The organism is Streptomyces sp. BYX5S (genome assembly GCF_054724165.1).
On sequence record NZ_CM138829.1, the window covers coordinates 3243160 to 3262906 of the forward strand.

The window sequence follows — 19747 nt, forward strand, 5'->3', positions numbered from 1 at the left end:
CCGCCATGCCCCAGATCACCGTCACGCTCGCCGAGGGCCGTACCCCCGAGCAGATCAGGACCCTGCAGCACGAGGTCCACGAGGCCGTGCTGCGCTCGATCGACACCCGCCCCGAGTACATCCGGGTCGTCGTCCACGAGGTGCCCGCCACCCACTGGTCCACAGGAGACACCACGCTCGCGGAAATGCGAGCCACCACCGTGGAGACCACCCCCATCGCAGAGAAGGAGCTGTCATGAGGTTTTCGCTGTTCGTGCACATGGAGCGCTGGGACGAGAGCACCACCCACCGCGAGCTCTTCGAGAACCTCACCGAGCTGACGCGGATGGCCGAGGCCGGCGGATTCAGCACGGTATGGGTCGGCGAGCACCACGCGATGGAGTACACGATCTCGCCCAGCCCCATGCCGATCCTGGCGCACCTGGCCGCGAAGACCGACCGGATCCGGCTCGGCGCCGGAACCATCGTCGCCCCGTTCTGGCATCCGGTCCGCGCGGCGGGGGAGACGGCACTCCTCGACGTGATCAGCAACGGCCGGGCAGAGGTCGGCATCGCCCGCGGCGCCTACCAGATCGAGTTCGACCGCCTCGCCGACGGCCTCGCCGCGAGCGACGGAGGCAAGCACCTGCGTGAACTCGTGCCCGCCGTGCGGGCGTTGTGGCAGGGCGACTACGCCCACGACGGCGAGGTCTGGCAGTTCCCGACATCGACCAGCGTGCCCAAGCCCGTACAGCAGCCCACCCCGCCGATGTGGGTCGCCGCCCGCGATCCCGCCTCGCACGACTTCGCCGTCGCCAACGGCTGCAACGTCATGGTCACCCCGCTGATGAAGGGCGACGAGGAGGTGGCCGCGCTCAAGGGCAAGTTCGACACCGCCGTGGCTGCCCATCCGGAGGTGGCGCGCCCCGACATCATGGTGCTGCGCCACACCCATGTGCACGCGGCGGAGGACCCGGAGGGCTGGCGACCCGCGGCCGAGGGCATCAACAAGTTCTACCGGACCTTCGACGCCTGGTTCGGCAACAAGAAGACCCCCGTCAACGGCTTCCTGGAGCCCAGCCCCGAGGACAAGTTCGCCGAGCGCCCCGAGTTCGCCCCCGAGGCGCTGCGCAGGACGGCGATGATCGGCACGCCCGCCGAGGTCGTCGAGCGGCTGCGCGGCTACGAGGAACTGGGCATCGACGAGTACAGCTTCTGGATCGACAACACGCTCTCGCACGAACAGAAGCGGGAGTCGCTCCAGCTGTTCATCAAGGAGGTCGTCCCGGCCTTCCAGTAGGTCCCGCCCGCAGCGGTACGGGTGCCCGCCACCTTGCATGGCAATTCCCGGTTTCCCTGTCGATTGACGCCGTGCGTCCCCGAAGACTAGGTTCACGTGCCATGCAAGAGCCCGATCGCCCGTCCCGTCGGCCGCCGCAGCAGACCAGCATGCAGGCGAAGGTCGCCGAAGAGCTGCGCCGCATGATCATCAGCGGGGAGCTGCCGCCGCGCTCCAGCCTCTCCGAGATGACGCTGTCGCAGACCTTCGGCGTCAGCCGCACCCCCATCCGCGAGGCGCTCAAGCAGCTCCAGATCGAGGGCCTCGTGGAGGTGCGCCCGCGGGTCGGCACGTTCGTCGCCGTACCCTCCCGCCGTGAGATCACCGAGCTGTTCCAGATGAAGGAACTCCTCGAAGGTGCTGCGGCCCGCCTCCTCGCCTTCCGCGGCAACGTTCCCGAGGTGGAGCGGCTCGCCACCACCATGCGCGAGGCCGACGAGGCGGTGCGCGCCGGCGACTCGGAGAAGTACGAGAAGCTCGTGCACGACTTCCACGAGCTGATCATCGTCGGGGCCGACAACTCCAAGCTGGAGGCCCACTACCGGACCCTGATGAACCAACTCGCCTACGCCCGCCTGGTCCGCACCTCCCTCGCCCAGCCCGGCCGCCTCAGCGAGTCCGACCACGAGCACCACCGCGTACTCGACCTCATCCTCGCCAAGGACGGCGACGGCGCGGAGCGCGTCATGCGCGAGCACGTGCGCCGCAGCCACCAGGCCCTCATGGCGGGCATGGACGAGGACCGCTCCAAGAAGTGAGGGCGGGGCCCGGCGGCGGGTGTGACGGTGACTAGTCGCCCGTCGAGCCGTCGGCCGTTTCGCGGAGGATGTCGATGTGGCCGTTGTGCCGCGACGTCTCCTCGATCAGGTGCATGAGAATCCAGCCGAGGGTGACGTGCGTGCCGCCCCTGACGGGTCGCTTCGCCGTCGCCAACAGGTCGGTTTCGGCGACCAGTTGACGGTAGCGGGCGCTCTGTTCCTCGTACTCCGCGATCAGCTGAGGCATCGGCGTCTCGGCGCCCAGACGCATCTCGCGGTCCGGGTCCTCGTCGGTCCACGGGCCCGCGTCCTCCTCGCCGAGGAAGATCACCTGGAACCAGTGGTACTCCACCCAGCGCAGATGGTTGATCAGCCCGCCCAGTGTCATGAGCGGTGAGCCGGGGAGCGGCGCGGCGCCGACGTGTTCCGGGGCGAGGTCCGTGCACTTGGTCACGGCGGTGGCGCGTGCGTAGTCGAGGAAGGTCGTCAGCATGGTGCGCTCGTCCCAGGACGAGGGCATGTCGGTGCGGGTCATGGGGGCGATCCTGACACGCGCGGGGGCCGCCCGGCGCGGCATTTGTTCGCGCCCCGCTACCCCGACCGCTCCGGGCCCCGCAGTCGCGTCCCGCCACCCCGACCGCCCCGGGCCGCGCCCCGCCTACCCCCGGCCGTGCCCCGCCCGCCGTACCGCCCCCAGCTGCGTGCGGTCCAGGTCCGCCGCCGTGAACTTCTGCGCCACCGTGCGCAACAGCCGGGCCATCGCCTCCGCGGGCGGCGTCGTGGCACGCGAGGTGGCGCGGGCCAGCAGGATGCGGCGGGTCGGCGGGGGAGCGTCGGAGGTGAGGGCCAGCAGCCGGACGTCGCTGCGGCGGCTGGTCAGCGCCAGACGCGGGGCCAGCGCGATACCGAGACCGGCGGCGACCATGGCCTGCGCCTCCTGGTAGTCGTGCGAGGCGTAGGCGATGCGCGGCTCGAATCCGGCGCGCCCGCACGAGCGGCGCAGCACGTCGGCGACGGGGTGGTTGTCGGCGCGGATGATCCACTCCTCGTCGGCGAGGTCCGCGAGCCGCAGCGAACCCCGGGTGCGCAGCGGGGAGTCGGCGGGGACGACGAGGACCGTCGGGTCGTCGAGGAGGTGGGTGAGGGTGAGGGTGTCGTCGTCGACCCGGTTCCACTCGTAGTCCCACAGCAGCGCCTGTTCCACCTCGCCCGTGTGCAGCATGTCGCGCAGTTCGTCGAGGACCCCGGCGCGCACCACGGTCCGTACCCCGGGGTGGCGGCGGCGGAAGCGGGTGAGCGCGAGCGGCAGCAGCGAGGCGCTGGCGGTGGGGAAGGAGCCGAGCCGGAGCGTGCCCTGGTCGAGGTCGGCGAACGACTGCAAGTCGGCCTCGGCGGCGCCCAGTTCACGGCGGATGGTGCGGCCGCGCTCGGCGAGGGCGGCGCCCGCGGGCGTGGTGCGGATACCGCGCGGCAGGCGCTCGATCAACGGCTGTCCCGCCTCCCGCTCCAGCAGGGACATCTGCTGCGAGGCAGCGGACGTGGTCATGCCCAGCTCGGTGGCCGCGGCGGTCAGCGAACCGCACTCCGCGGCGGCGGTGAGCAGGAGCAGGCGGCGGACGTTCAGCATGCCCCTGACTTTAGCCCAGCTAAAGCCTGGTGAAGGAAACCGTCATTGTGCCCAACCCATGGCTCTGCGAAGGTCGTGGCCATCGCCGGCCGGGCCCGGTGGGGCGGGACGCCCCACGGCCCGCGTGACCGGCGCCCCCTCGGCGCGATCAGAAAGAGCTCGAAGCTGTGCACACCCCCGCGACCCTGGTACGTGGCGGCACCAGCAAATGCTGGCTGTTCAGCCAGGTGCATGTCCCAGCCGACCGCGGCGAACTGGAGAAGTTGCTGGTCGCCGCGTACGGATCCACCGAACCCGTCGTGCTCGACGGCGTCGGCGGAGCCACCCCCACCACCTCCAAGGCGGCCGTCGTCGGTGTCTCGCGCGCACCCGGCGTCGACGTCGACTACCTCTTCGCGCAGGTCGGCATCGGCACCGGAACCGTCGAGTGGACCAGCAACTGCGGCAACTGCGCGACCGGCATCGCCCTGTACGCGGTCGCCAAGGGCCTGGTGCCCGTCACCGGCGACCGCACGCGGGTGGTGATGCGCAACAGCAACACCGGCGCCGTCCTGGAGGGCGTGGTGGACACCACCGGGGGCCGGGTCCACGAGTTCGGCGAGCAGCGGGTCCCCGGCACCCGGGCCGGCGGGGTGGCGGTCGGCCTCACGTTCCTCGACCCCGCGGGCGGAACCACCGGCGCGCTCCTGCCGACCGGACGGACCGTCGAGGAACTGGCCTTCGGTGAAGCCGAGTCGGCGCGTGTCAGCATGGTCGACGCGGGCGCCCCCGTGGTGCTCGTCGACGCGCTCCACGCGGGCCGCACCGGCGCCGAGGACCTGCGTGACATCAGCGCCGACGTGCCGTGGCTGCGCGCCGTCCGGCATGCCGCCGCACCCCTGATGGGCCTCGTCCCGCCGGGCGGCGAACCCGGCGACGCGGTGCCCAAGGTGGGCCTCGTCGGCCCCGCCGTCCCGTACACCACCACGGCCCGGGAGAAGATCGACGCCGACGACTACGACGTCTCGGTGCGCATGCTCTCCATGAACGCCCCGCACCCCGCGATCGGCCTCACCTCCGCCGTCGCCGTCGCCGCGGCCGGGCTCCTGGAGGGCTCCGTGGTGGCGCGGGCGAGGGGTGGACGGCCGGGCGGCGCGTGGCTGAGGGTGGGGACTCCCGCCGGGGTCGTGGCGGTCCGCTGCGACGACGTGCGCGACGGCGCGCCGGGGCGGGTCACCGTGCAGCGCGCGGCCCGACTCCTCGCCGATGCCCGCATCTACGTACCGGAAGCCCGCAGAGCTTCCTGAACAGCGCACGAGAGCACACGCCCAATCCGGAACGAGGACAATGATGTCTCCTGAACTGATCTCCATAGGCGCCCTGCTGGTGATGTTCGTCGTCGGCACCATGCTGCCGATCAACCTCGGCATACTCGCCTTCGTCGCGACGTTCGCCGTCGGCAGCGCCACCCTCGGCCTCACCGAGGACCAGATCTTCGAGGGCTTCCCGGTGGAGCTGTTCGTGACGATCGTGGGGGTCACCTACCTGTTCTCGGTGGCCCGCCGCAACGGCACCATCGACCTGCTCGTCACCGGCGGCGTGCGACTGGTGCGCGGCAAGGTCGCGCTCATCCCGTGGGTGCTGTTCCTGGTCGCCGCGCTGCTCACCGCCTTCGGCACCTTCACCCCGGCCGCCGTCGCGCTGCTCGTCCCGATCGGCATGAACTTCGCCCACCGGTACCGGCTCAACCCGCTGATGGTCGGCATGATGGTGATCAGCGGCGGTCACGCGGGCGCGTTCTCACCGCTCGCCGTGTCGGGCGCGCTCGTGCTCGGACTGGTCGGCAAGACGGATCTGCACGTCTCGCCGGTCACCCTGTTCGCGGCCAGCTTCGCGATCAACCTGGTGCTCTCGCTGCTCACGTACCTGTTCCTCGCCAAGCGCGAGGTGCCGCTCAGCGCGAGCGCCGAGGCGGCCGCCGACGACGCGCACGAAGCCGTCACCGGGCGCCCCGACTGGCGTCAGTGGCTGACGCTCGCCTTCCTCGTCGCGCTCGTCGTCGGCGCGCTCGGCTTCCGGCTGGAGATCGGGTTCCTGGCGCTCGTCGCGGGCGCCGTCCTCGCGCTGGTGGACATGAAGCGGCAGGAGAAGGCGGTCGACGGCATCAGCTGGTCCACCCTGCTCCTCGTCGCGGGCATGATGACCTACATCGCCATGCTGGAGAAGGCGGGCGTCATCGAGGACGTCTCCGAACACGCGGCGGGCCTGGGCGCCCCGCTGCTCGTCGCCCTGCTCCTCTGCTTCACGGTGGCCATCACCTCGGCCTTCGCCTCGTCCACCGCGATCCTCACGGCCATCATTCCCATCGCCGTGCCGCTGCTGCTCTCCAGCCACCTCAACGCGGCCGGGCTGATCGCCGCCCTCGCGGTGTCCACCACCATCGTGGACACCTCACCGTTCTCCACGAACGGCGCCCTCGTCCTCGCCAACGCCCGCGGCGTCGACTCCCGCCGCTTCTACCGCCAGGTCATCGGCTACACGGGCGGCATCGTCGCCCTCGGCCCGGCCGTGGCCTGGGGTGTGCTGGTGCTGCCCTGGTCGTAGGGGCCGGGGTGCTACGCCCCCGCCTCGCCCAGCCGCTCCCGCAGCGTCCCCGCGAACTCCTCCGCGCGGCCCAGCTGCTTGCGCAGATCGGCCACGCGGTCGGCGGCCGCCCGCTCGAAGTGGCGCACCCGGTCGAGGAGTTGCTCGCGCTCCTCGCCCTCGGGCGGCGGGGTCGCGTCGAGCCGGTCGGTGGCGTCGAGGAGGTCGCGCATCTGGTCGAGCGTGAAGCCGAGCGGCTTCATGCGGCGGATCACCATCAGACGGGCCACGTCGTTCTCGGTGTAGAGCCGGAAGCCGCCCTGCGAGCGGGCGGAGGGAATGACGAGGCCCGTCTCCTCGTAGTGCCGGATGGTGCGCAACGACAGCTCGGTCCGGTTCGCGACCTCGCCGATCTGCATGTGCTCGCTGCTCACGCGGCGCCCTTCCTCGTAGTGGTGTCACCGGGGTCACGGTCGGCGGCGCCGATCTCTACCCTCACGTCAGGGTAGAGTTGGTGGTCGTCCGGGCGGCCGCGCGCCGCCCCTTCTCCCGTTCGCACACGCCGCGTGACGCCGGCGTGCCCCGACCACGACAGGTTACGTTCTCTTGCCTCCCTCCTCCGCACTGTCCCCGGCCGCCCGGCTGCGTGGCCTGCGCCGCCCCGACTGGTGGTCCGACCCGAAGGTGTGGCGCACCGAGATCCTGGCCGGTCTCGTGGTGGGGCTCGCGCTGATCCCCGAGGCGATCTCGTTCTCGGTCATCGCGGGCGTCGATCCGCAGATCGGCCTGTTCGCCGCCTTCACCATGGCGGTGACGATCTCCGTCGTGGGCGGGCGCCGGGCCATGATCTCGGCCGCGACCGGAGCGGTCGCGCTGGTGATCGCGCCGCTCAACCGGGAGCACGGCTTCGGGTACCTGGTCGCCGCCGTGATCCTGGCCGGTGTCTTCCAGATCGCGCTCGGGGCGCTCGGTGTCGCCAAGCTGATGCGGTTCGTTCCGCGCAGCGTGATGGTCGGCTTCGTCAACGCCCTCGCGATCATGATCTTCATGGCGCAGGTGCCGGAGATGACGGACGTGCCGTGGGCGGTCTACCCGCTGATCGTCGCCGGGCTCGCGCTGATGGTGTTCTTCCCGAAGGTCACCAAGGCGGTGCCCGCTCCGCTGGTCTCCATCGTGATCCTGACCGTCGTCACCGTCGCCGCCGGAATCGCCGTGCCGACCGTGGGCGACAAGGGCGATCTGCCGTCCTCGCTGCCCGTGCCGGGGCTGCCGGACGTGCCGTTCACCGTCGAGACCCTGAAGATCGTCGCCCCGTACGCCCTCGCCATGGCGCTCGTGGGACTCATGGAGTCCCTGATGACGGCCAAGCTCGTCGACGAGATCACCGACACCCGCTCGTCCAAGACCCGCGAGTCCATCGGCCAGGGCATCGCCAACATCGTCACCGGCTTCTTCGGCGGCATGGGCGGCTGCGCCATGATCGGCCAGACGATGATCAACGTGAAGGTGTCCGGCGCCAGGACCCGGCTGTCGACGTTCCTGGCGGGTGTCTTCCTGATGATCCTGTGCGTGGTGTTCGGCCCCGTCGTCTCCGACATCCCGATGGGTGCGCTGGTCGCCGTGATGGTGATGGTGTGCTTCGCGACCTTCGACTGGCACTCCATCGCTCCGAAGACGCTGAAGCGGATGCCCGCCGGCGAGCTCGTCGTCATGGTGCTGACCGTGGTCGTCGTGGTCGCCACCAGCAACCTCGCCATCGGCGTCGTCGTCGGCTCGATCACCGCGATGGTCGTCTTCGCCCGCCGCGTCGCCCACGTCGCGAACGTCACCTCGGTCACCGACCCCGACGGTGGCCAGGTCGTCTACTCGGTCACCGGTGAACTCTTCTTCGCGTCCTCCAACGACCTCGTGACGCAGTTCGACTACGCGGGCGACCCCGACAAGGTCGTCGTGGACCTCTCCGCCACCCACGTCTGGGACGCCTCGTCCGTGGCCGCGCTCGACGCGATCGAGACCAAGTACGCGGAGCGCGGCAAGAGCGTCGAGATCGTCGGCTTCAACCCGGACAGCGCGGCCCTGCACGGAAGGCTGAGCGGCGAACTCACCGGCAACCACTGACCCGTGGCCTGCGATAGCCTCCCTCCTCTTCGGACAACTGAGAGGCACACGGTGCAGGCACAGGCGCGTGGGTGGGGCGTACGTCGATGGGTCGTGCTGGGGGTGACGGCGTTCGGCGGGATCTTCCTGATCGTCGGGCTGATCCTGGCCTGGTCGTCGATCTCACTGCTGCGGGACGCGGAGCGCACGTCGGGCAAGGTCGTCGCCGTCGAGTGGCGCGACGACGACATCGGCTCCTCCCGCAGGAGCCGGCAGCGGGACGAGCCCGCGGCGTACCCGGTCGTCGAGTTCACCGGCGCCGACGGCGCACCGCACACCTTCCGCGGCTCGACGGGGTCCAACCCGCCCGCGTACGAGGAGGGGGAGCGCGTCGAGGTGCTGTACCGGGCCGACGAGCCCGGGGACGCGCGGATCGACGGGTTCCTGTCGCTGTGGCTGCTGCCGATCATCTTCGGCGGCATCGGGCTGCTCGCCGCCGCCGTCGGCGCGGGCATCGCGGTCTTCGGGCGGCGGCGCGCCTAGGGCCTGTCGTTTGGATCAGGCCGGGCTCGCGGGGGCTGGCACGCACGCTCGCGGCGTTGTCGTCGGTTGCCGACGCTCCGCGTCGACGCCCTCCTCCGCCTTGCGATCGCACGCTTCCCCAAGCTCTCGGCTCCGCTCGAGCAGGGGAGACCCCATTGCCCCCGCTCCCTGATCCGGCCTGATCCAAACGACAGGCCCTAGGTCCGGTGCGGACTACTGGGGCTCGGTCGCGATCTGGATGAGGTTGCCGCACGTGTCGTCGAGCACGGCGGTGGTGACCGGGCCCATCTCCAGCGGCTCCTGGGTGAAGTGGACGCCGAGCGCCGTCAGCCGCTCGTACTCGGCCTGCACGTCGTCGACGGCGAACTGGGCGAGCGGGATGCCGTCCGCGATCAGCGCGTCGCGGTAGGGCTTGACGGCGGGGTGGCCCGAGGGCTCCAGGAGCAGCTCGGCGGCGTCGGGCTCCTCGGACGACACGACGGTCAGCCAGCGGGCGCCGCCGCCGAGGTCCACGTCGTGCTTCTTCTGGAAGCCGAGGATCTCGGTGTAGAAGTGCGCGGCCTTGGCCTGGTCGTCGACGAAGACGCTGGTCATGTGGATCTTCATGGGGTGCTCTCTTCCTGGTCCGGCCTGGGATGGTCCGTCGTGAGCCACCGCTCCGATATCAGGCGCAGCGGTGCGGTGTTCAGGTCGTGGAACTTGTAGCGGCCCTCCCGCCTGGTCTCGACGAGCCCGGCCGCCTCCAGTACGGCGAGGTGCTGGGAGACGGCCTGCCGGGACAGGTTCAGCCGGTGCTTCATGGTCAGCCGGGAGCAGATCTCGAACAGGGTCTGGCCCGACTTCAGCGTCAGCTCGTCGAGGATCGTACGGCGGGTGGCGTCGGCCAGGGCTTTGAACAGTTCATCGGCCACGACGCCAGCATAGGCAAGTCCCGGCTTGCCTATCAACCGGAGTGCGCCGAACCGCGCTGTTCGACCGCCGCGGGGGCGGCGGGAGCGGGCGGCACCGGAGGGGTCCCGGGTTCGCGGAGGGTCCGGTAGAGGAGGTGGCTCAGGACGGGCATGAGGACGAGCGGGGTGAGCGCGGTGCGCAGCGAGGTGTGGTCGGCGAGGGTGCCGATGACGGGACTGGCCAGACCGCCGATGCTCACCGTCAGGCCGAGCGTGATCCCGCTGGCCGTGCCCACGCGCGAAGGCAAGTAGTCCTGCCCCAGGGTCACTTGGAGCGAGAACGGCACGTACAGGCCCGCCGAGGTGAGGGCCAGGAAGACGTAGAGCGCCGGCCCCGGCACCCACACCACACCCGCCACCGACACCGCCGTGAGCAGGTACGACCAGCGCGAGACGGTGACCCGGTCCCAGCGGCTCGCGAGAGCGCCGCCCAGCACACTGCCGACCGCGCCGCCCAGGTACAGCACGAACAGGGCCACGGTGCCCGCCGCCCCGCTGCCGCCCATGCGCTGGGTGGCGTACAGGGACACGAAGGTGCTCAGGCCGGTGAAGGCGATGGAGCGGAACACCACCGCGAGGGACAGCCGGACGAAGGACGGGACGTCGTCCCTGACCGGCGCCGCGGCGCTCGCGGCCGAGGCCTTCTCGCGCCGGCCCAGCGCGCGCAGCACCGGCAGGCAGATCGCCGCGCCGACCGCGGCGGGCAGCACCAGCAGCGGCGTCAGGCCGAGACCGCCCGCGGCGACGACCGCCGCGACCAGCAGCGGGGCCACGGCGAAACCGATGTTGCCGCCGAGCGAGAACCACGCCATCGAGCGGTGACTGCCCCGGCTCGCGAGGCGGGCCACCCGCGCGGACTCCGGATGGTAGGCGGCCACCCCGATCCCCGAGACCGCGACGACGGCGAGCGTCACCGCGTACGAGTCGCTGACCCCGCTCAGCGCGATGCCCACGCCCGCGAGGAGTGTGCTGACGGGGAGCAGCCAGGGCATCGCCCAGCGGTCGGTGAGCAGGCCGAAGACCGGCTGCGCCACCGACGACAGCAGGGACGCGGCGAGCACGATGCCCGACACGGCGGCGTAGCTGTAGGCGCGTTCGGCGACGAAGTACGGCACGAGCGCGGCGACGGAGCCCTGATAGACGTCCACGCAGGCGTGCCCGACGGAGAGCAGGGGGATCGAAGTGTTCTTGTCCACCGGGTCATCGTCGCCAGCGGACGCCGTGGCCCGCTTCCGATAACCTGCCAGACAATGTCGAAGAACCGCCACGCCGACGAGGACGCGCTCCCGGACGCCGTGCGCCACACCCCGGTGGCCCCCACGCACACCCGGTACCTGACGCACGGCGCCGAGATCGACGCCCACCGGCACGACGACCACCAGATCGCCTACGCCGGCCGGGGCGTCGTCGCCGTCACCACCGACGCCGGGTCCTGGGTGGCGCCGGGGACCCGGGCGCTGTGGGTGCCCGCCGACACCGTGCACGCCCACCAGGCCCACGGCGACGTCGAACTGCACTTCGTGGGCCTGCCCGCGACCGAGAACCCACTCGGCCTCGACGCTCCGGCCGTGCTCGCCGTCGGCCCGCTGCTGCGCGAGCTGATCATCGAGTACGCGCGCACCGGTTCCCCGGACACCACGGACGTCGGCAGCCCCGAACGGGCGCGCCTGCGCGCGGTGCTGCTCGACCAGCTGAAGCTCACGCCGCAGCAGCCGCTGCACCTGCCGACGCCCACCGCGCCCCTGCTGCGCGCCGTGTGCGACCTGCTGGGCGCCGACCCGGCCGACCGCCGCACCCTCGCCGAGCTCGGGCGCGAGGTCGGCGCGAGCGACCGCACCCTGTCCCGGCTGTTCCGGAGCGACCTCGGCATGACCTTCCCGCAGTGGCGCACCCAGCTCCGCCTCCACCACGCGCTGATCCTGCTCGCCGACCACACACCGGTGACGACCGTGGCGAACCTGTGCGGATGGTCGTCGCCCAGCGCGTTCATCGACGTGTTCCGGCGCGCCTTCGGGCACACGCCGGGGTCCCACTAGGGCCTTGTCAGGGCCGCAGCGCGTCCGAGATCGACTTCACGCCGCCGTGGGCCGTCAGCCCGCCGTCGACCGGGATCTCCGCGCCCGTGATGAACGAGGCGGCGTCCGACAGCAGGAACACCACGAGCGGGGCGACCTCGTCGACGCCGCCCGTGCGGCCGAGCGGAGTCTCGCGGAGGTTCGCCTCGCGGAACGCGGGCGCCGCGGACGCCGACATCTCCGTCTCGATGTAACCGGGGTGGACGGTGTTGACGCGGATGCCGCGCGGGCCGAGTTCCAGGGCCGCGGCCCGCGACAGCCCGCGCAGTCCCCACTTGCTCGCCGTGTACGCCACCGGGTAGTGCGCCGTCAGCGCGGCCGACGAGCCGACGTTGACGATCGACGACCCCGGCGGCATCAGCGGACTCAGGTGCTGCATGCCGAGGAGCGGTCCGGTGACATTGACGGCGTGCACGCGGTCGAAGTCCTCGGGCCGTACGTCGCCGAGCCGGGCGCGCCAGGTGATGCCCGCGTTGTTGACGAGGCCGTCCACCCGCCCGTGTGTGTCGCCCAGTTCGGCCGCGAGCGCCGACCAGGCCGCCGCGTCCGTGACGTCCAGGACACGGCAGCCCGCCGCCTCCCGCACGTCGGTCGCCACGACCCGGGCACCGGCCGAGCGGAGCGCCGCCACCTCGGCGGCGCCCTGCCCGCGCGCGGCTCCCGTCACCACGATCACCTTGTCGGCGAGGGGAGACGGAGCTTCGGCGCCGCTCACGGCCGCTCCCGCGGACGGCGCCGCCCGGTCGGGAGGGGCAGCGGTGCCGCCCCGGCGACCACGGTGTTCGTGACCGTGCCGATGCCCTCCACCGTGAGCGAGACCGTGTCCCCCGGCTTCAGCGGCGGTGGTGTCCGCTCGCCGCGCACGCCCCACAGTTCGGCGAGGCAGCCGCCGTTGCCGCAGGTGCCGGAGCCGAGGACGTCGCCGGGGACGACCCGCGTACCGCGCGAGGCGTAGGCCACCATCTCCTCGAAGGTCCAGCTCATGTTGGACAGCAGGTCCTTGCCGACGACCTCGCCGTTCACCTCGGCGGTGAGCGCCAGCCGCAGCAGACCCTCCTCGTCGCGGTACGGGTCGAGCTCGTCGGCGGTGACCAGGTACGGGCCGAGCGTGGTCGCCGTGTCCTTGCCCTTGCAGGGGCCGAGGCCGACCTTCATCTCGGCGGACTGGAGGTCGCGGGCCGACCAGTCGTTGAACACCGTGTAACCGATGATGTGGTCGCGTGCCTGCTCGGGGGTGAGGTCGCGGCCCTCGCGGCCAATGACGGCGCCCACTTCGAGTTCGAAGTCGAGGACGGCCGAGCCCGGCGGCACCGGAATCGGCTCGCCCGACCCGTACACGGCGTGCGGGTTGCCGAAGTAGAACGTCGGCGCCGCGTACCACTGCTCGGGCACGCCCGCCGCCCCGTCCACGGAGCGGCGCACACCCTCGACGTGCTCCTCGAAGGTGACGAAGTCCCGGATGGAGGGCGGCTGCACAGGCGCGTGCAGGCGGACCTCGGAGACGTGCGGGCCCGGTGGTGTGGCGAGGGCCGCGCGGCCGAGGGCCAGCAGGTCCGGCAGGCCGGCGCCCGCCGCGATCACCTCGGTGAGGGTGCGGGTGCCGGGCAGCGGATGCAGGGCGCCGTCGGCGTCGACGACGGCGACCCGTGTCTCGTGTTCGTGCGTGCAGGTGGCGAAGCGCATGTGCGGCTCCAGGAGGTGGGGGCGGGATCAGACCGGCGGGGCGACGAACACGCCGCGGTCGGGGTCGTTGAAAGACTCCTTGGCGACGAACTCGTTCATCGCGTTGGCCGTCCCCCACTGGTCGGTGACCTCGGGCTTAGAGAAGTCGTAGACGTGCGGGTGCCAGGTGTCCTCGTCGAGCGTCTCCAACTCCGTCGTGTACTCGACGGTGTTGCCGTGCGGGTCGAGGAAGTACGTGAACGTGTTGTCACCCGCCATGTGCCGGCCCGGGCCCCAGATCTTCTTGAACCCGGCGCGCATCACGCGGCCCGAGCCGCGCATGTACTCGTCGATGCCGCGCATCTCGAACGACACGTGGTGCAGCGCGGTGTGCGGGCCCTGCGCGATCGCCATCGAGTGGTGCTGGCTGGAGATCCGCATGAAGTGCATGACCTCGCCCATGTGCGGCGACGACAGGGTGTCGGAGAGCGCGAAACCGAGGTGCCGCTCGTACCACTCGCGCGTCCGGTTCAGGGCGGGCGAGTTGAGGACGACGTGGGAGAGCTTGACCGGGATGGCCTCCTTCTCCTCGATCTTGCGGTGTTGCCGCACCTCGACGTCGGCGGAGACCTCGATGGTGCGGCCGTCGACGTCGAAGAACCGGAAACCGTAGCCGCCGCCGGGGGTGTCGACCTTCCCCGGCTGTGAGATCAACTGCACCCCGCCTGCCAGGAGTTGTTCGGCGAGCGTGTCGACGTCGGCGGCGCTGGCCGCCCCGTACGAGACGAGGTCGAGGCGCTTCTCCTCGGCCTTGCGCAGCCGGACGACGTAACTCTCGGGGGAGCCCTCGGCGGCCAGGAAGGACAGGCCGGAGTCCTCGGTGGTCTTCGTCAGACCCCAGACACCGGAGTAGAAGTCGAGCTGCTTGTCGTAGTCGGGCACCGCCAGGTCGACGTGGCGGAGGTGGGTGAGCAGGCGTCCACTCATGGGTCAGTCCTTCCTCAGGAGGGCGGCGGCGTTGCCGCCCCGGACGGCGTCGAAGTCGGCGGCGGGCAGCTCGGCGGCGCGCAGCGCGCCGAGCGGGTCCTCGCTGCCCATGTCGAAGGGAAAGTCGGAGCCGAGCAGCACCCGGTCGGCGCCCGCCGCGCGCACCAACTCCCGCAGCACGTACGGGTCGTGGACCAGCGAGTCGAAGTACAGGCGCCGCAGATAGCTGCTGGGGCGCTCGGCGCAGCCCGCCGAGGCGTCCGTGCGCGCCGCCCACGCGTGGTCGGCGCGGCCGATGTGCGTGGGCAGGTAGCCGCCGCCGTGCGCCGCGACGATCCGCAGGCCCGGATGGCGGTCGAGGACGCCGGAGAAGATGAGGTGGGAGAGCGCCACCGCGTTCTCGGTCGGCTGCCCCACGCTGTTGGACAGGTACCACTGGTCGAGCCGCTCGTCGAGCGTGCAGCCGAACGGGTGCAGGAACAGCACCGCCCCCGTCTCGGCGGCCCGCGCCCACAGCGGTTCGTACGCGGGGTCGGACAGCTCGCGGCCCGGCGCGTGGCTCGACAGCTCGACGCCCAACAGCCCCGACTCCAGGGCGTGATGCAGCGCCTCCACCGCGAGCTCGGGGTGCTGGAGCGGAACAAGTCCCAGACCGCGCAGGCGTGTTGGGGCATGCGCGCAGTGCGCGGCGACCGACTCGTGGGCCAGCCGGTACAGCTTCTCGGCGGTCTCCGCGTCGGCCCAGTAGTGGTAGTGCGACGGCGACGGGCTGACCAGCTGGACGTCCACGCCCTGCGCGTCCATCGCCGCGAGGCGCGCCGTGACGTCCGTCAGGCGGGGGAACCGCTCGCGGATCATGGCGCCGCTGACGGCGAGCGCGTCGGGGCCGTTGCGCCGCGCGTCCAGGGCCTTCGCCTCGTCCAACCCCGGCAGCCCCGCGACGAGTTGCTCGACCTCCGGCAGCAGGACGTGGGCGTGCACATCGATGGTGGGCGTCGTCACGGCAGCTCCCGCAGCATGGTCATGGTCCGGCCCATCAGGCCCGGCACGTCGGCGTCGCGGACCCCGTCGAGCTGCCACTGGCCGATCTGGACCGAGGCCTCGACCACCGGCCGGACACGGGCGATCCGCCGCTCGTAGTACGCCTGGAGCAGCGCGTCGTCCCAGGTGTCGGAGGCGGTGAGCATCCGGGTGAGCACCCAGGCGTCCTCCAAGGACAGGGCCGCCCCCTGGGCCAGGGTGGGCGGGCAGCAGTGCGCGGCGTCGCCGACCAGGACCACGCGTCCGCGGTGCCAGGAGCCCTCCACCAGCATCCGGTCGAACCAGGTGTAGTTGACCTGCGCCGGGTCGGTGATGTGGGAGGTGATCTCCGGCCAGTGCCCGCCGTAGGCCGACGCCAGACGGCGCATCTCGTCCGCGTAGGAGTCCGCCGGGATCGTCGCGCGGTCGCGCTTGGCCTCCACGACGTACGCGTAGATCGTGGACTCGCTGGTCGGGCAGTAGCCCGCGATGTAGGCGGGGCCGCCGTACGCGAGGTCGGTGCGGGTCAGCGCGGCGGGGCGCGGGGTGGCGACGCGCCAGATCGCCATGCCGGTGGGCTCCGGCCTGTCCGTGATGCCGATGGCGGCGCGGGTCGTGGAGCCCAGCCCGTCGGCGGCGATCACCAGGTCGTAGCGGCCCGTGGTGCCGTCGGTGAGGCGGACGGTGACGCCCTCGCCGTCCTGCTCGAAGGAGTCGGCGCGGACACCGAGGCGCACGGTGGCGCCGCTCGCGCGGACCGCGTCGCTGAGGATGCCCTGCAACCGCGGGCGCTGCATGCCGACTGTGGCGGGCAGGTCGTCACCGCCCGTGCGCAGGTCCTCGGCGACGTGCAGGACGGTGCCGTCGGGGGCGGTGATGCCGACCGCCCCGAATCCGTACCCGGACTTCTCGACCTGGTCCCACACGCCCAGCTCGCGCAGCACCCGCAGTGCGTTGCCCTGGAGGGTGATGCCGGATCCCGCGGTGGCGTTCCAGTCGTCCTTCGCCTCGATCAGGTCGACCGCGATCCCGGCGCGGCGCAGCAGGATCGTCGCGGCGTTGCCGGCCGCGCCGCCACCGACGACGAGGACGGAACGGGGTGTGCTCATAGGGGAACTCCTCTGTTCCTCAAGGGGGTTGAGGGCTACTTGACGGCGACGGGGTTGACCGGGGAGCCCACCGCGCCGGTGATCGGCAGGGGAGCGGCGGTCAGCCAGAACTCGTACACACCGTCGCGTGCGCAGTCCTCCGCGAGCGCGTCCAGATCCCACATCTCGCCGATCAGCAGGCCCATGTTGGGGATCGCGACCTGGTGCAGCGGCTGGAAGGCGTGCTCGAACTCGTTGGGCCGCACCTCGAAGCCCCAGGTGTCCGTGGCGATCGCGGCGATCTCCGTGCGGTGCAGCCAGCCCGCCGTGGTGAACGACAGACCGGGAGCCGGGCCGCCCGCGTACTCGCCCCAGCCCTCCCGCCGGGCCCGCGCGAGACGGCCGGTGCGCACCGTGACGATGTCGCCCCGGCCCACCGTCACACCGTGTGCCTCGGCGGTCGCGGCCAGGTGCTCCTCCGTGATGGCGAAGCCGTCGGCCAGCTCTCCGTCCGCGCCGACGACCCGGCCCACGTCGAGCAGTACACCGCGCCCGGCCACGTGCGGCGCCATGTGCTCGATGCCGGTCACCAGGTCGCCGTCGGAGGTGACGGTGCGGGCGGCGTCCCGGCCGTTCCACGCCTTGCCGTGGTCGAAGATGTGGCCGAGGCCGTCCCACTGCGTCGAGCACTGGAGCGGCATGGCGATGACGTCGTCGGCGCCGCCCAGCCCGTGCGGGAAGCCCTGGTTGTCGAGGGCGGCGTCGGTGCCGGTGTCGAGCATGGTGTGCACCGGATTGGTGCGCCGGCGCCAGCCCTTCTGCGGGCCGTCCATGTCGAAGGCCTGCGACAGCGAGAAGCTGGCGCCGCGCCGTACGAGGGCCGCGCCCTCGCGCCGCTTGGCCTCGTCGAGGAAGTTGAGCGTGCCCAGCACGTCGTCCGCGCCCCAACGCCCCCAGTTGGAGCACGCCTTGGCGGCCTCGGCGATCGCGCCCTCGGGATCGCTGCGGTCCAGCGTCACTCGGACACCTCCGCGACGCAGCGGGTGCGCTGGGCGCCGAGCCCCGTGACGGTGCCCTCCATCACGTCGCCGTCGCGCAGCAGCCGTCCCCAGTGCATGCCGTTGCCGGCCGGGGAGCCCGTCAACACCAGGTCGCCGGGCAGGAGTTGGGTGGTCTGCGAGGCGTAGGACACCATGCGCGCCACGCTGAAGATCATGTCCTTGGTGGACTCGTCCTGCATGGTCTCGCCGTTCAGCTTCAGGGTGACCTGAAGGTCGCCGGTGTCGCCGACCGACGCGGTGGGCACGATCCACGGACCGAGGGGCGTGAACCCCGGCGCGTTCTTGCTGCGCAGCCAGTCGGTGCCGATCTGCGGCATGTCCCGGCGGAAGACCGTGGCACGGTCGGTGAGATCGTTGGCGATCGTGTACCCGGCCACGTACTCCAGGGCCTCCTCCACCGGCACCCGGTGCGCGGGCCGGCCGATGACGGCGGCCAACTCCAGCTCCCAGTCCGGCTTCTCGGCCCAGGCGGGCAGCACCACGTCGTCGTACGGGCCGGTGATCGCGCTCGGCAGGCCGATGAACACGTACGGCAGGTCCTCGGCGGCCCGGCGGTCCATGATCTCCGCGGCCTCGGCGCGCCGCTCCTCCTCCGGGCGCTCGTCGCCCGGAGCCTTGTGCGCGACGTGCAGATCGATGACGTGCTGCCGGTAGTTGGCGCCCGACTGGAGCACCTGGCGCGGCGCGACGGGCGCGTGGACGTGGAACTGGTCGACGGTCGGAGCGTGTGCCGGGGCCGCTTCCGCCAGGCCCGCGAGGCGCGGCTCCCACTCCGCCCACCGGTCGAGGACGTCGAGCATCGTGAGGCGTTCGTCGTCGAGCGCGGCACGCAGGTCGACGACGGCGCCGTCGGCGCGGACGAGGGCGGGGAACGCGGCGTGATCGGCGGCGGACAGGGTGCCCAGGGCGTAGGGGCCGGCGAAGAGCGGGGAGGCCGCTGCGGCTGCTTCAGATTTCACGGGTGTGTCCTCCAGATGGCGTCGTGACTAATCTGGCCCCTGAACCACCGATCAGTAAAATAGATTGTGTGGATGCGAGACATCCACCGGACGAATAACCGCCGACCAGCCCCCAGGAACGCCCGTGAACCTGTCCCGACTCGATCTCAACCTCGTCGTCGCCCTGCGCGCCCTCCTGGAGGAGCGCAACGTGACGCGGGCCGGTCGGCGGGTCGGGCTCAGCCAGCCGGCCATGAGCGCGGCCCTGTCCCGGCTGCGCCGCCACTTCGGCGACGAACTCCTCGCCCGCAACGGCGCTCAGTACGAACTCACCGCGCTCGGCCAGGTCCTCCTGGAACGCACCTCGACCGCCTACGACCTGCTGGAGCGCCTCTTCAGCAGCCAGGCCGACTTCGACCCCGCCACCGAGTCCCGCACCTTCACGCTGATGGCCTCCGACTACGCCGTCGGCGTCTTCGGCACGGCCCTGGCCCGCCGCATCCACACCGACGCGCCCAACGTCCGGCTCCGCTTCACCCGGACCCCGCCCACCGTCGTCGAGGACCTGGGCGTACTGCTCAGCACCACCGACGGCCTGCTGATGCCGCACGGCGTCGTCAGTGACATGCCCCAGACCGACCTGTTCCGCGACGAGTGGGTGTTCCTCGTGGCCGAGAGCAACGAGGAGGTCGGCGAGCGGCTCGCCCTGCACGACCTGTCCCGGCTGCCCTGGGTCACGTACCAGCGGACCTACGACGCCCCGGCCGTACGGCAGTTGGGCATGCTCGGCATCGAGCCCCGCGTGGAGGTGTCCGTCGACCACTTCGCCATGCTGCCGTTCCTCGTCGCGGGCACCGACCGCATCGCGCTCGTGCAGCGCCGCCTCGCCGAACTGCTGCGCTCGGCCGCGCCGGTCCGGATCCTGCCGCCGCCCTACGAGTCCGTCCCACTGCGCGAGGCCCTGTGGTGGCATCCCGTGCACACCCACGACCCGACGCACATGTGGCTCCGGGAGATCGCCGAGGAGGTGGGGGCGGAGCTGGCCCCCTGATCCGTCCCCA

22 protein-coding genes are annotated in these 19747 nt (G+C 71.7%); 9 read left to right on the plus strand and 13 right to left on the minus strand.

Going from position 1 to position 19747, the window contains the following annotated elements; all coding sequences use genetic code 11:
* Positions 1 to 5 precede the first annotated feature (5 nt).
* From ACYBSK_RS14735 to ACYBSK_RS14745, 3 genes are all read left to right on the plus strand, one after another.
* On the plus strand, positions 6 to 239 hold the full coding sequence (locus ACYBSK_RS14735; protein WP_460246380.1) for a tautomerase family protein: 234 nt from the start codon (positions 6 to 8) through the stop codon (positions 237 to 239).
* Complete coding sequence (locus ACYBSK_RS14740) at positions 236 to 1279, plus strand: LLM class flavin-dependent oxidoreductase (protein ID WP_460246381.1); 1044 nt, start codon at positions 236 to 238, stop codon at positions 1277 to 1279. Before ACYBSK_RS14735 ends, ACYBSK_RS14740 begins: the two co-directional genes overlap by 4 nt.
* A 101-nt stretch (positions 1280 to 1380) precedes the next feature.
* On the plus strand, positions 1381 to 2076 hold the full coding sequence (locus tag ACYBSK_RS14745) for a GntR family transcriptional regulator (RefSeq protein ID WP_460246382.1): 696 nt from the start codon (positions 1381 to 1383) through the stop codon (positions 2074 to 2076).
* Positions 2077 to 2107: 31 nt separating this feature from the next.
* Here the strand turns inward: ACYBSK_RS14745 and ACYBSK_RS14750 are convergent, their stop codons facing one another.
* Together ACYBSK_RS14750 and ACYBSK_RS14755 are read right to left on the minus strand one after the other, a co-directional pair.
* Positions 2108 to 2611 carry a DinB family protein gene (locus tag ACYBSK_RS14750; RefSeq protein WP_460246383.1) on the minus strand — a complete coding sequence of 168 codons (504 nt, stop codon included), beginning with the start codon at positions 2609 to 2611 and terminating at the stop codon, positions 2108 to 2110.
* 123 nt (positions 2612 to 2734) lie between these two features.
* Positions 2735 to 3703 (minus strand): LysR family transcriptional regulator, encoded by a 969-nt coding sequence (locus tag ACYBSK_RS14755; protein ID WP_457477520.1) that lies wholly within the window; start codon positions 3701 to 3703, stop codon positions 2735 to 2737.
* A gap of 167 nt (positions 3704 to 3870) precedes the next feature.
* On the opposite strand from ACYBSK_RS14755, the gene ACYBSK_RS14760 reads away from it, so the two are divergent.
* Complete coding sequence (locus ACYBSK_RS14760; protein WP_460246384.1) at positions 3871 to 4989, plus strand: PrpF domain-containing protein; 1119 nt, start codon at positions 3871 to 3873, stop codon at positions 4987 to 4989.
* A gap of 43 nt (positions 4990 to 5032) precedes the next feature.
* Positions 5033 to 6286 carry an SLC13 family permease gene (locus ACYBSK_RS14765; RefSeq protein ID WP_460246385.1) on the plus strand — a complete coding sequence of 418 codons (1254 nt, stop codon included), beginning with the start codon at positions 5033 to 5035 and terminating at the stop codon, positions 6284 to 6286.
* Positions 6287 to 6297: 11 nt separating this feature from the next.
* On the opposite strand, the gene ACYBSK_RS14770 is transcribed toward ACYBSK_RS14765, so the two are convergent.
* Complete coding sequence (locus ACYBSK_RS14770) at positions 6298 to 6699, minus strand: MerR family transcriptional regulator (RefSeq protein ID WP_457477523.1); 402 nt, start codon at positions 6697 to 6699, stop codon at positions 6298 to 6300.
* A 172-nt stretch (positions 6700 to 6871) separates the two neighbouring features.
* Here ACYBSK_RS14770 and ACYBSK_RS14775 point away from each other — a divergent pair, with 172 nt between their 5' ends.
* Together ACYBSK_RS14775 and ACYBSK_RS14780 are read left to right on the plus strand one after the other, a co-directional pair.
* Entirely contained in the window at positions 6872 to 8383 is a 1512-nt protein-coding gene (locus ACYBSK_RS14775; protein ID WP_460246386.1) for a SulP family inorganic anion transporter, read from the plus strand.
* Positions 8384 to 8476: 93 nt separating this feature from the next.
* Positions 8477 to 8905, plus strand: a complete 429-nt coding sequence (locus tag ACYBSK_RS14780; RefSeq protein ID WP_460246387.1) for a DUF3592 domain-containing protein — start codon at positions 8477 to 8479, stop codon at positions 8903 to 8905.
* A 213-nt stretch (positions 8906 to 9118) separates the two neighbouring features.
* Here the strand turns inward: ACYBSK_RS14780 and ACYBSK_RS14785 are convergent, their stop codons facing one another.
* Genes ACYBSK_RS14785 through ACYBSK_RS14795 form a run of 3 tightly spaced genes read right to left on the minus strand, consistent with a single transcriptional unit; the run spans position 9119 to position 11051 of the window.
* Positions 9119 to 9511, minus strand: coding sequence for a VOC family protein (locus tag ACYBSK_RS14785; RefSeq protein ID WP_460246388.1), 393 nt, complete (start codon positions 9509 to 9511; stop codon positions 9119 to 9121).
* Positions 9508 to 9816 carry an ArsR/SmtB family transcription factor gene (locus tag ACYBSK_RS14790; RefSeq protein ID WP_460246389.1) on the minus strand — a complete coding sequence of 103 codons (309 nt, stop codon included), beginning with the start codon at positions 9814 to 9816 and terminating at the stop codon, positions 9508 to 9510. The genes ACYBSK_RS14785 and ACYBSK_RS14790 overlap by 4 nt, the downstream gene beginning before the upstream one ends.
* Positions 9817 to 9848: 32 nt before the next feature.
* Positions 9849 to 11051: an MFS transporter gene (locus tag ACYBSK_RS14795; protein WP_460246390.1), complete on the minus strand. Its 1203-nt coding sequence runs from the start codon at positions 11049 to 11051 to the stop codon at positions 9849 to 9851.
* Positions 11052 to 11105: 54 nt separating this feature from the next.
* On the opposite strand from ACYBSK_RS14795, the gene ACYBSK_RS14800 reads away from it, so the two are divergent.
* Entirely contained in the window at positions 11106 to 11891 is a 786-nt protein-coding gene (locus tag ACYBSK_RS14800; protein WP_460246391.1) for an AraC family transcriptional regulator, read from the plus strand.
* A 7-nt stretch (positions 11892 to 11898) separates the two neighbouring features.
* Here the strand turns inward: ACYBSK_RS14800 and ACYBSK_RS14805 are convergent, their stop codons facing one another.
* From ACYBSK_RS14805 to ACYBSK_RS14835, 7 genes are read right to left on the minus strand one after another with little or no spacing between them, the layout of a single operon-like run.
* Positions 11899 to 12645: an SDR family NAD(P)-dependent oxidoreductase gene (locus ACYBSK_RS14805; protein WP_460246392.1), complete on the minus strand. Its 747-nt coding sequence runs from the start codon at positions 12643 to 12645 to the stop codon at positions 11899 to 11901.
* Positions 12642 to 13613: a fumarylacetoacetate hydrolase family protein gene (locus tag ACYBSK_RS14810; RefSeq protein ID WP_460246393.1), complete on the minus strand. Its 972-nt coding sequence runs from the start codon at positions 13611 to 13613 to the stop codon at positions 12642 to 12644. Before ACYBSK_RS14810 ends, ACYBSK_RS14805 begins: the two co-directional genes overlap by 4 nt.
* A 27-nt stretch (positions 13614 to 13640) precedes the next feature.
* The gene (locus tag ACYBSK_RS14815) at positions 13641 to 14579 is read right to left on the minus strand and encodes a VOC family protein (RefSeq protein WP_460246394.1); all 939 of its coding nucleotides are present in this window, start codon (positions 14577 to 14579) and stop codon (positions 13641 to 13643) included.
* A gap of 3 nt (positions 14580 to 14582) precedes the next feature.
* Positions 14583 to 15581, minus strand: coding sequence for an amidohydrolase family protein (locus ACYBSK_RS14820; protein ID WP_460246395.1), 999 nt, complete (start codon positions 15579 to 15581; stop codon positions 14583 to 14585).
* On the minus strand, positions 15578 to 16708 hold the full coding sequence (locus ACYBSK_RS14825; RefSeq protein WP_460246396.1) for an FAD-dependent oxidoreductase: 1131 nt from the start codon (positions 16706 to 16708) through the stop codon (positions 15578 to 15580). The genes ACYBSK_RS14820 and ACYBSK_RS14825 overlap by 4 nt, the downstream gene beginning before the upstream one ends.
* A gap of 35 nt (positions 16709 to 16743) precedes the next feature.
* Positions 16744 to 17706: a cyclase family protein gene (locus ACYBSK_RS14830; protein WP_457477535.1), complete on the minus strand. Its 963-nt coding sequence runs from the start codon at positions 17704 to 17706 to the stop codon at positions 16744 to 16746.
* A complete protein-coding gene (locus ACYBSK_RS14835) occupies positions 17703 to 18707 on the minus strand; it encodes a fumarylacetoacetate hydrolase family protein (protein ID WP_460246397.1) in 1005 nt (334 codons plus the stop codon). The genes ACYBSK_RS14830 and ACYBSK_RS14835 overlap by 4 nt, the downstream gene beginning before the upstream one ends.
* A gap of 124 nt (positions 18708 to 18831) precedes the next feature.
* Between ACYBSK_RS14835 and ACYBSK_RS14840 the strand changes: the two genes are divergently transcribed.
* Complete coding sequence (locus ACYBSK_RS14840; RefSeq protein ID WP_460246398.1) at positions 18832 to 19737, plus strand: LysR family transcriptional regulator; 906 nt, start codon at positions 18832 to 18834, stop codon at positions 19735 to 19737.
* The last annotated feature ends 10 nt before the right edge of the window (positions 19738 to 19747 follow it).

Excerpts from the sequence above, each read along its gene's own strand:
- ACYBSK_RS14735 (WP_460246380.1), top strand. The coding sequence starts at position 6 with ATGCCCCAGATCACCGTCACGCTCGCCGAGGGCCGTACCCCCGAGCAG.
- ACYBSK_RS14740 (WP_460246381.1), top strand. The coding sequence starts at position 236 with ATGAGGTTTTCGCTGTTCGTGCACATGGAGCGCTGGGACGAGAGCACC.
- ACYBSK_RS14745 (WP_460246382.1), top strand. The coding sequence starts at position 1,381 with ATGCAAGAGCCCGATCGCCCGTCCCGTCGGCCGCCGCAGCAGACCAGC.
- ACYBSK_RS14750 (WP_460246383.1), bottom strand. The coding sequence starts at position 2,611 with ATGACCCGCACCGACATGCCCTCGTCCTGGGACGAGCGCACCATGCTG.
- ACYBSK_RS14755 (WP_457477520.1), bottom strand. The coding sequence starts at position 3,703 with ATGCTGAACGTCCGCCGCCTGCTCCTGCTCACCGCCGCCGCGGAGTGC.
- ACYBSK_RS14765 (WP_460246385.1), top strand. The coding sequence starts at position 5,033 with ATGTCTCCTGAACTGATCTCCATAGGCGCCCTGCTGGTGATGTTCGTC.
- ACYBSK_RS14785 (WP_460246388.1), bottom strand. The coding sequence starts at position 9,511 with ATGAAGATCCACATGACCAGCGTCTTCGTCGACGACCAGGCCAAGGCC.
- ACYBSK_RS14800 (WP_460246391.1), top strand. The coding sequence starts at position 11,106 with ATGTCGAAGAACCGCCACGCCGACGAGGACGCGCTCCCGGACGCCGTG.
- ACYBSK_RS14810 (WP_460246393.1), bottom strand. The coding sequence starts at position 13,613 with ATGCGCTTCGCCACCTGCACGCACGAACACGAGACACGGGTCGCCGTC.
- ACYBSK_RS14815 (WP_460246394.1), bottom strand. The coding sequence starts at position 14,579 with ATGAGTGGACGCCTGCTCACCCACCTCCGCCACGTCGACCTGGCGGTG.
- ACYBSK_RS14825 (WP_460246396.1), bottom strand. The coding sequence starts at position 16,708 with ATGAGCACACCCCGTTCCGTCCTCGTCGTCGGTGGCGGCGCGGCCGGC.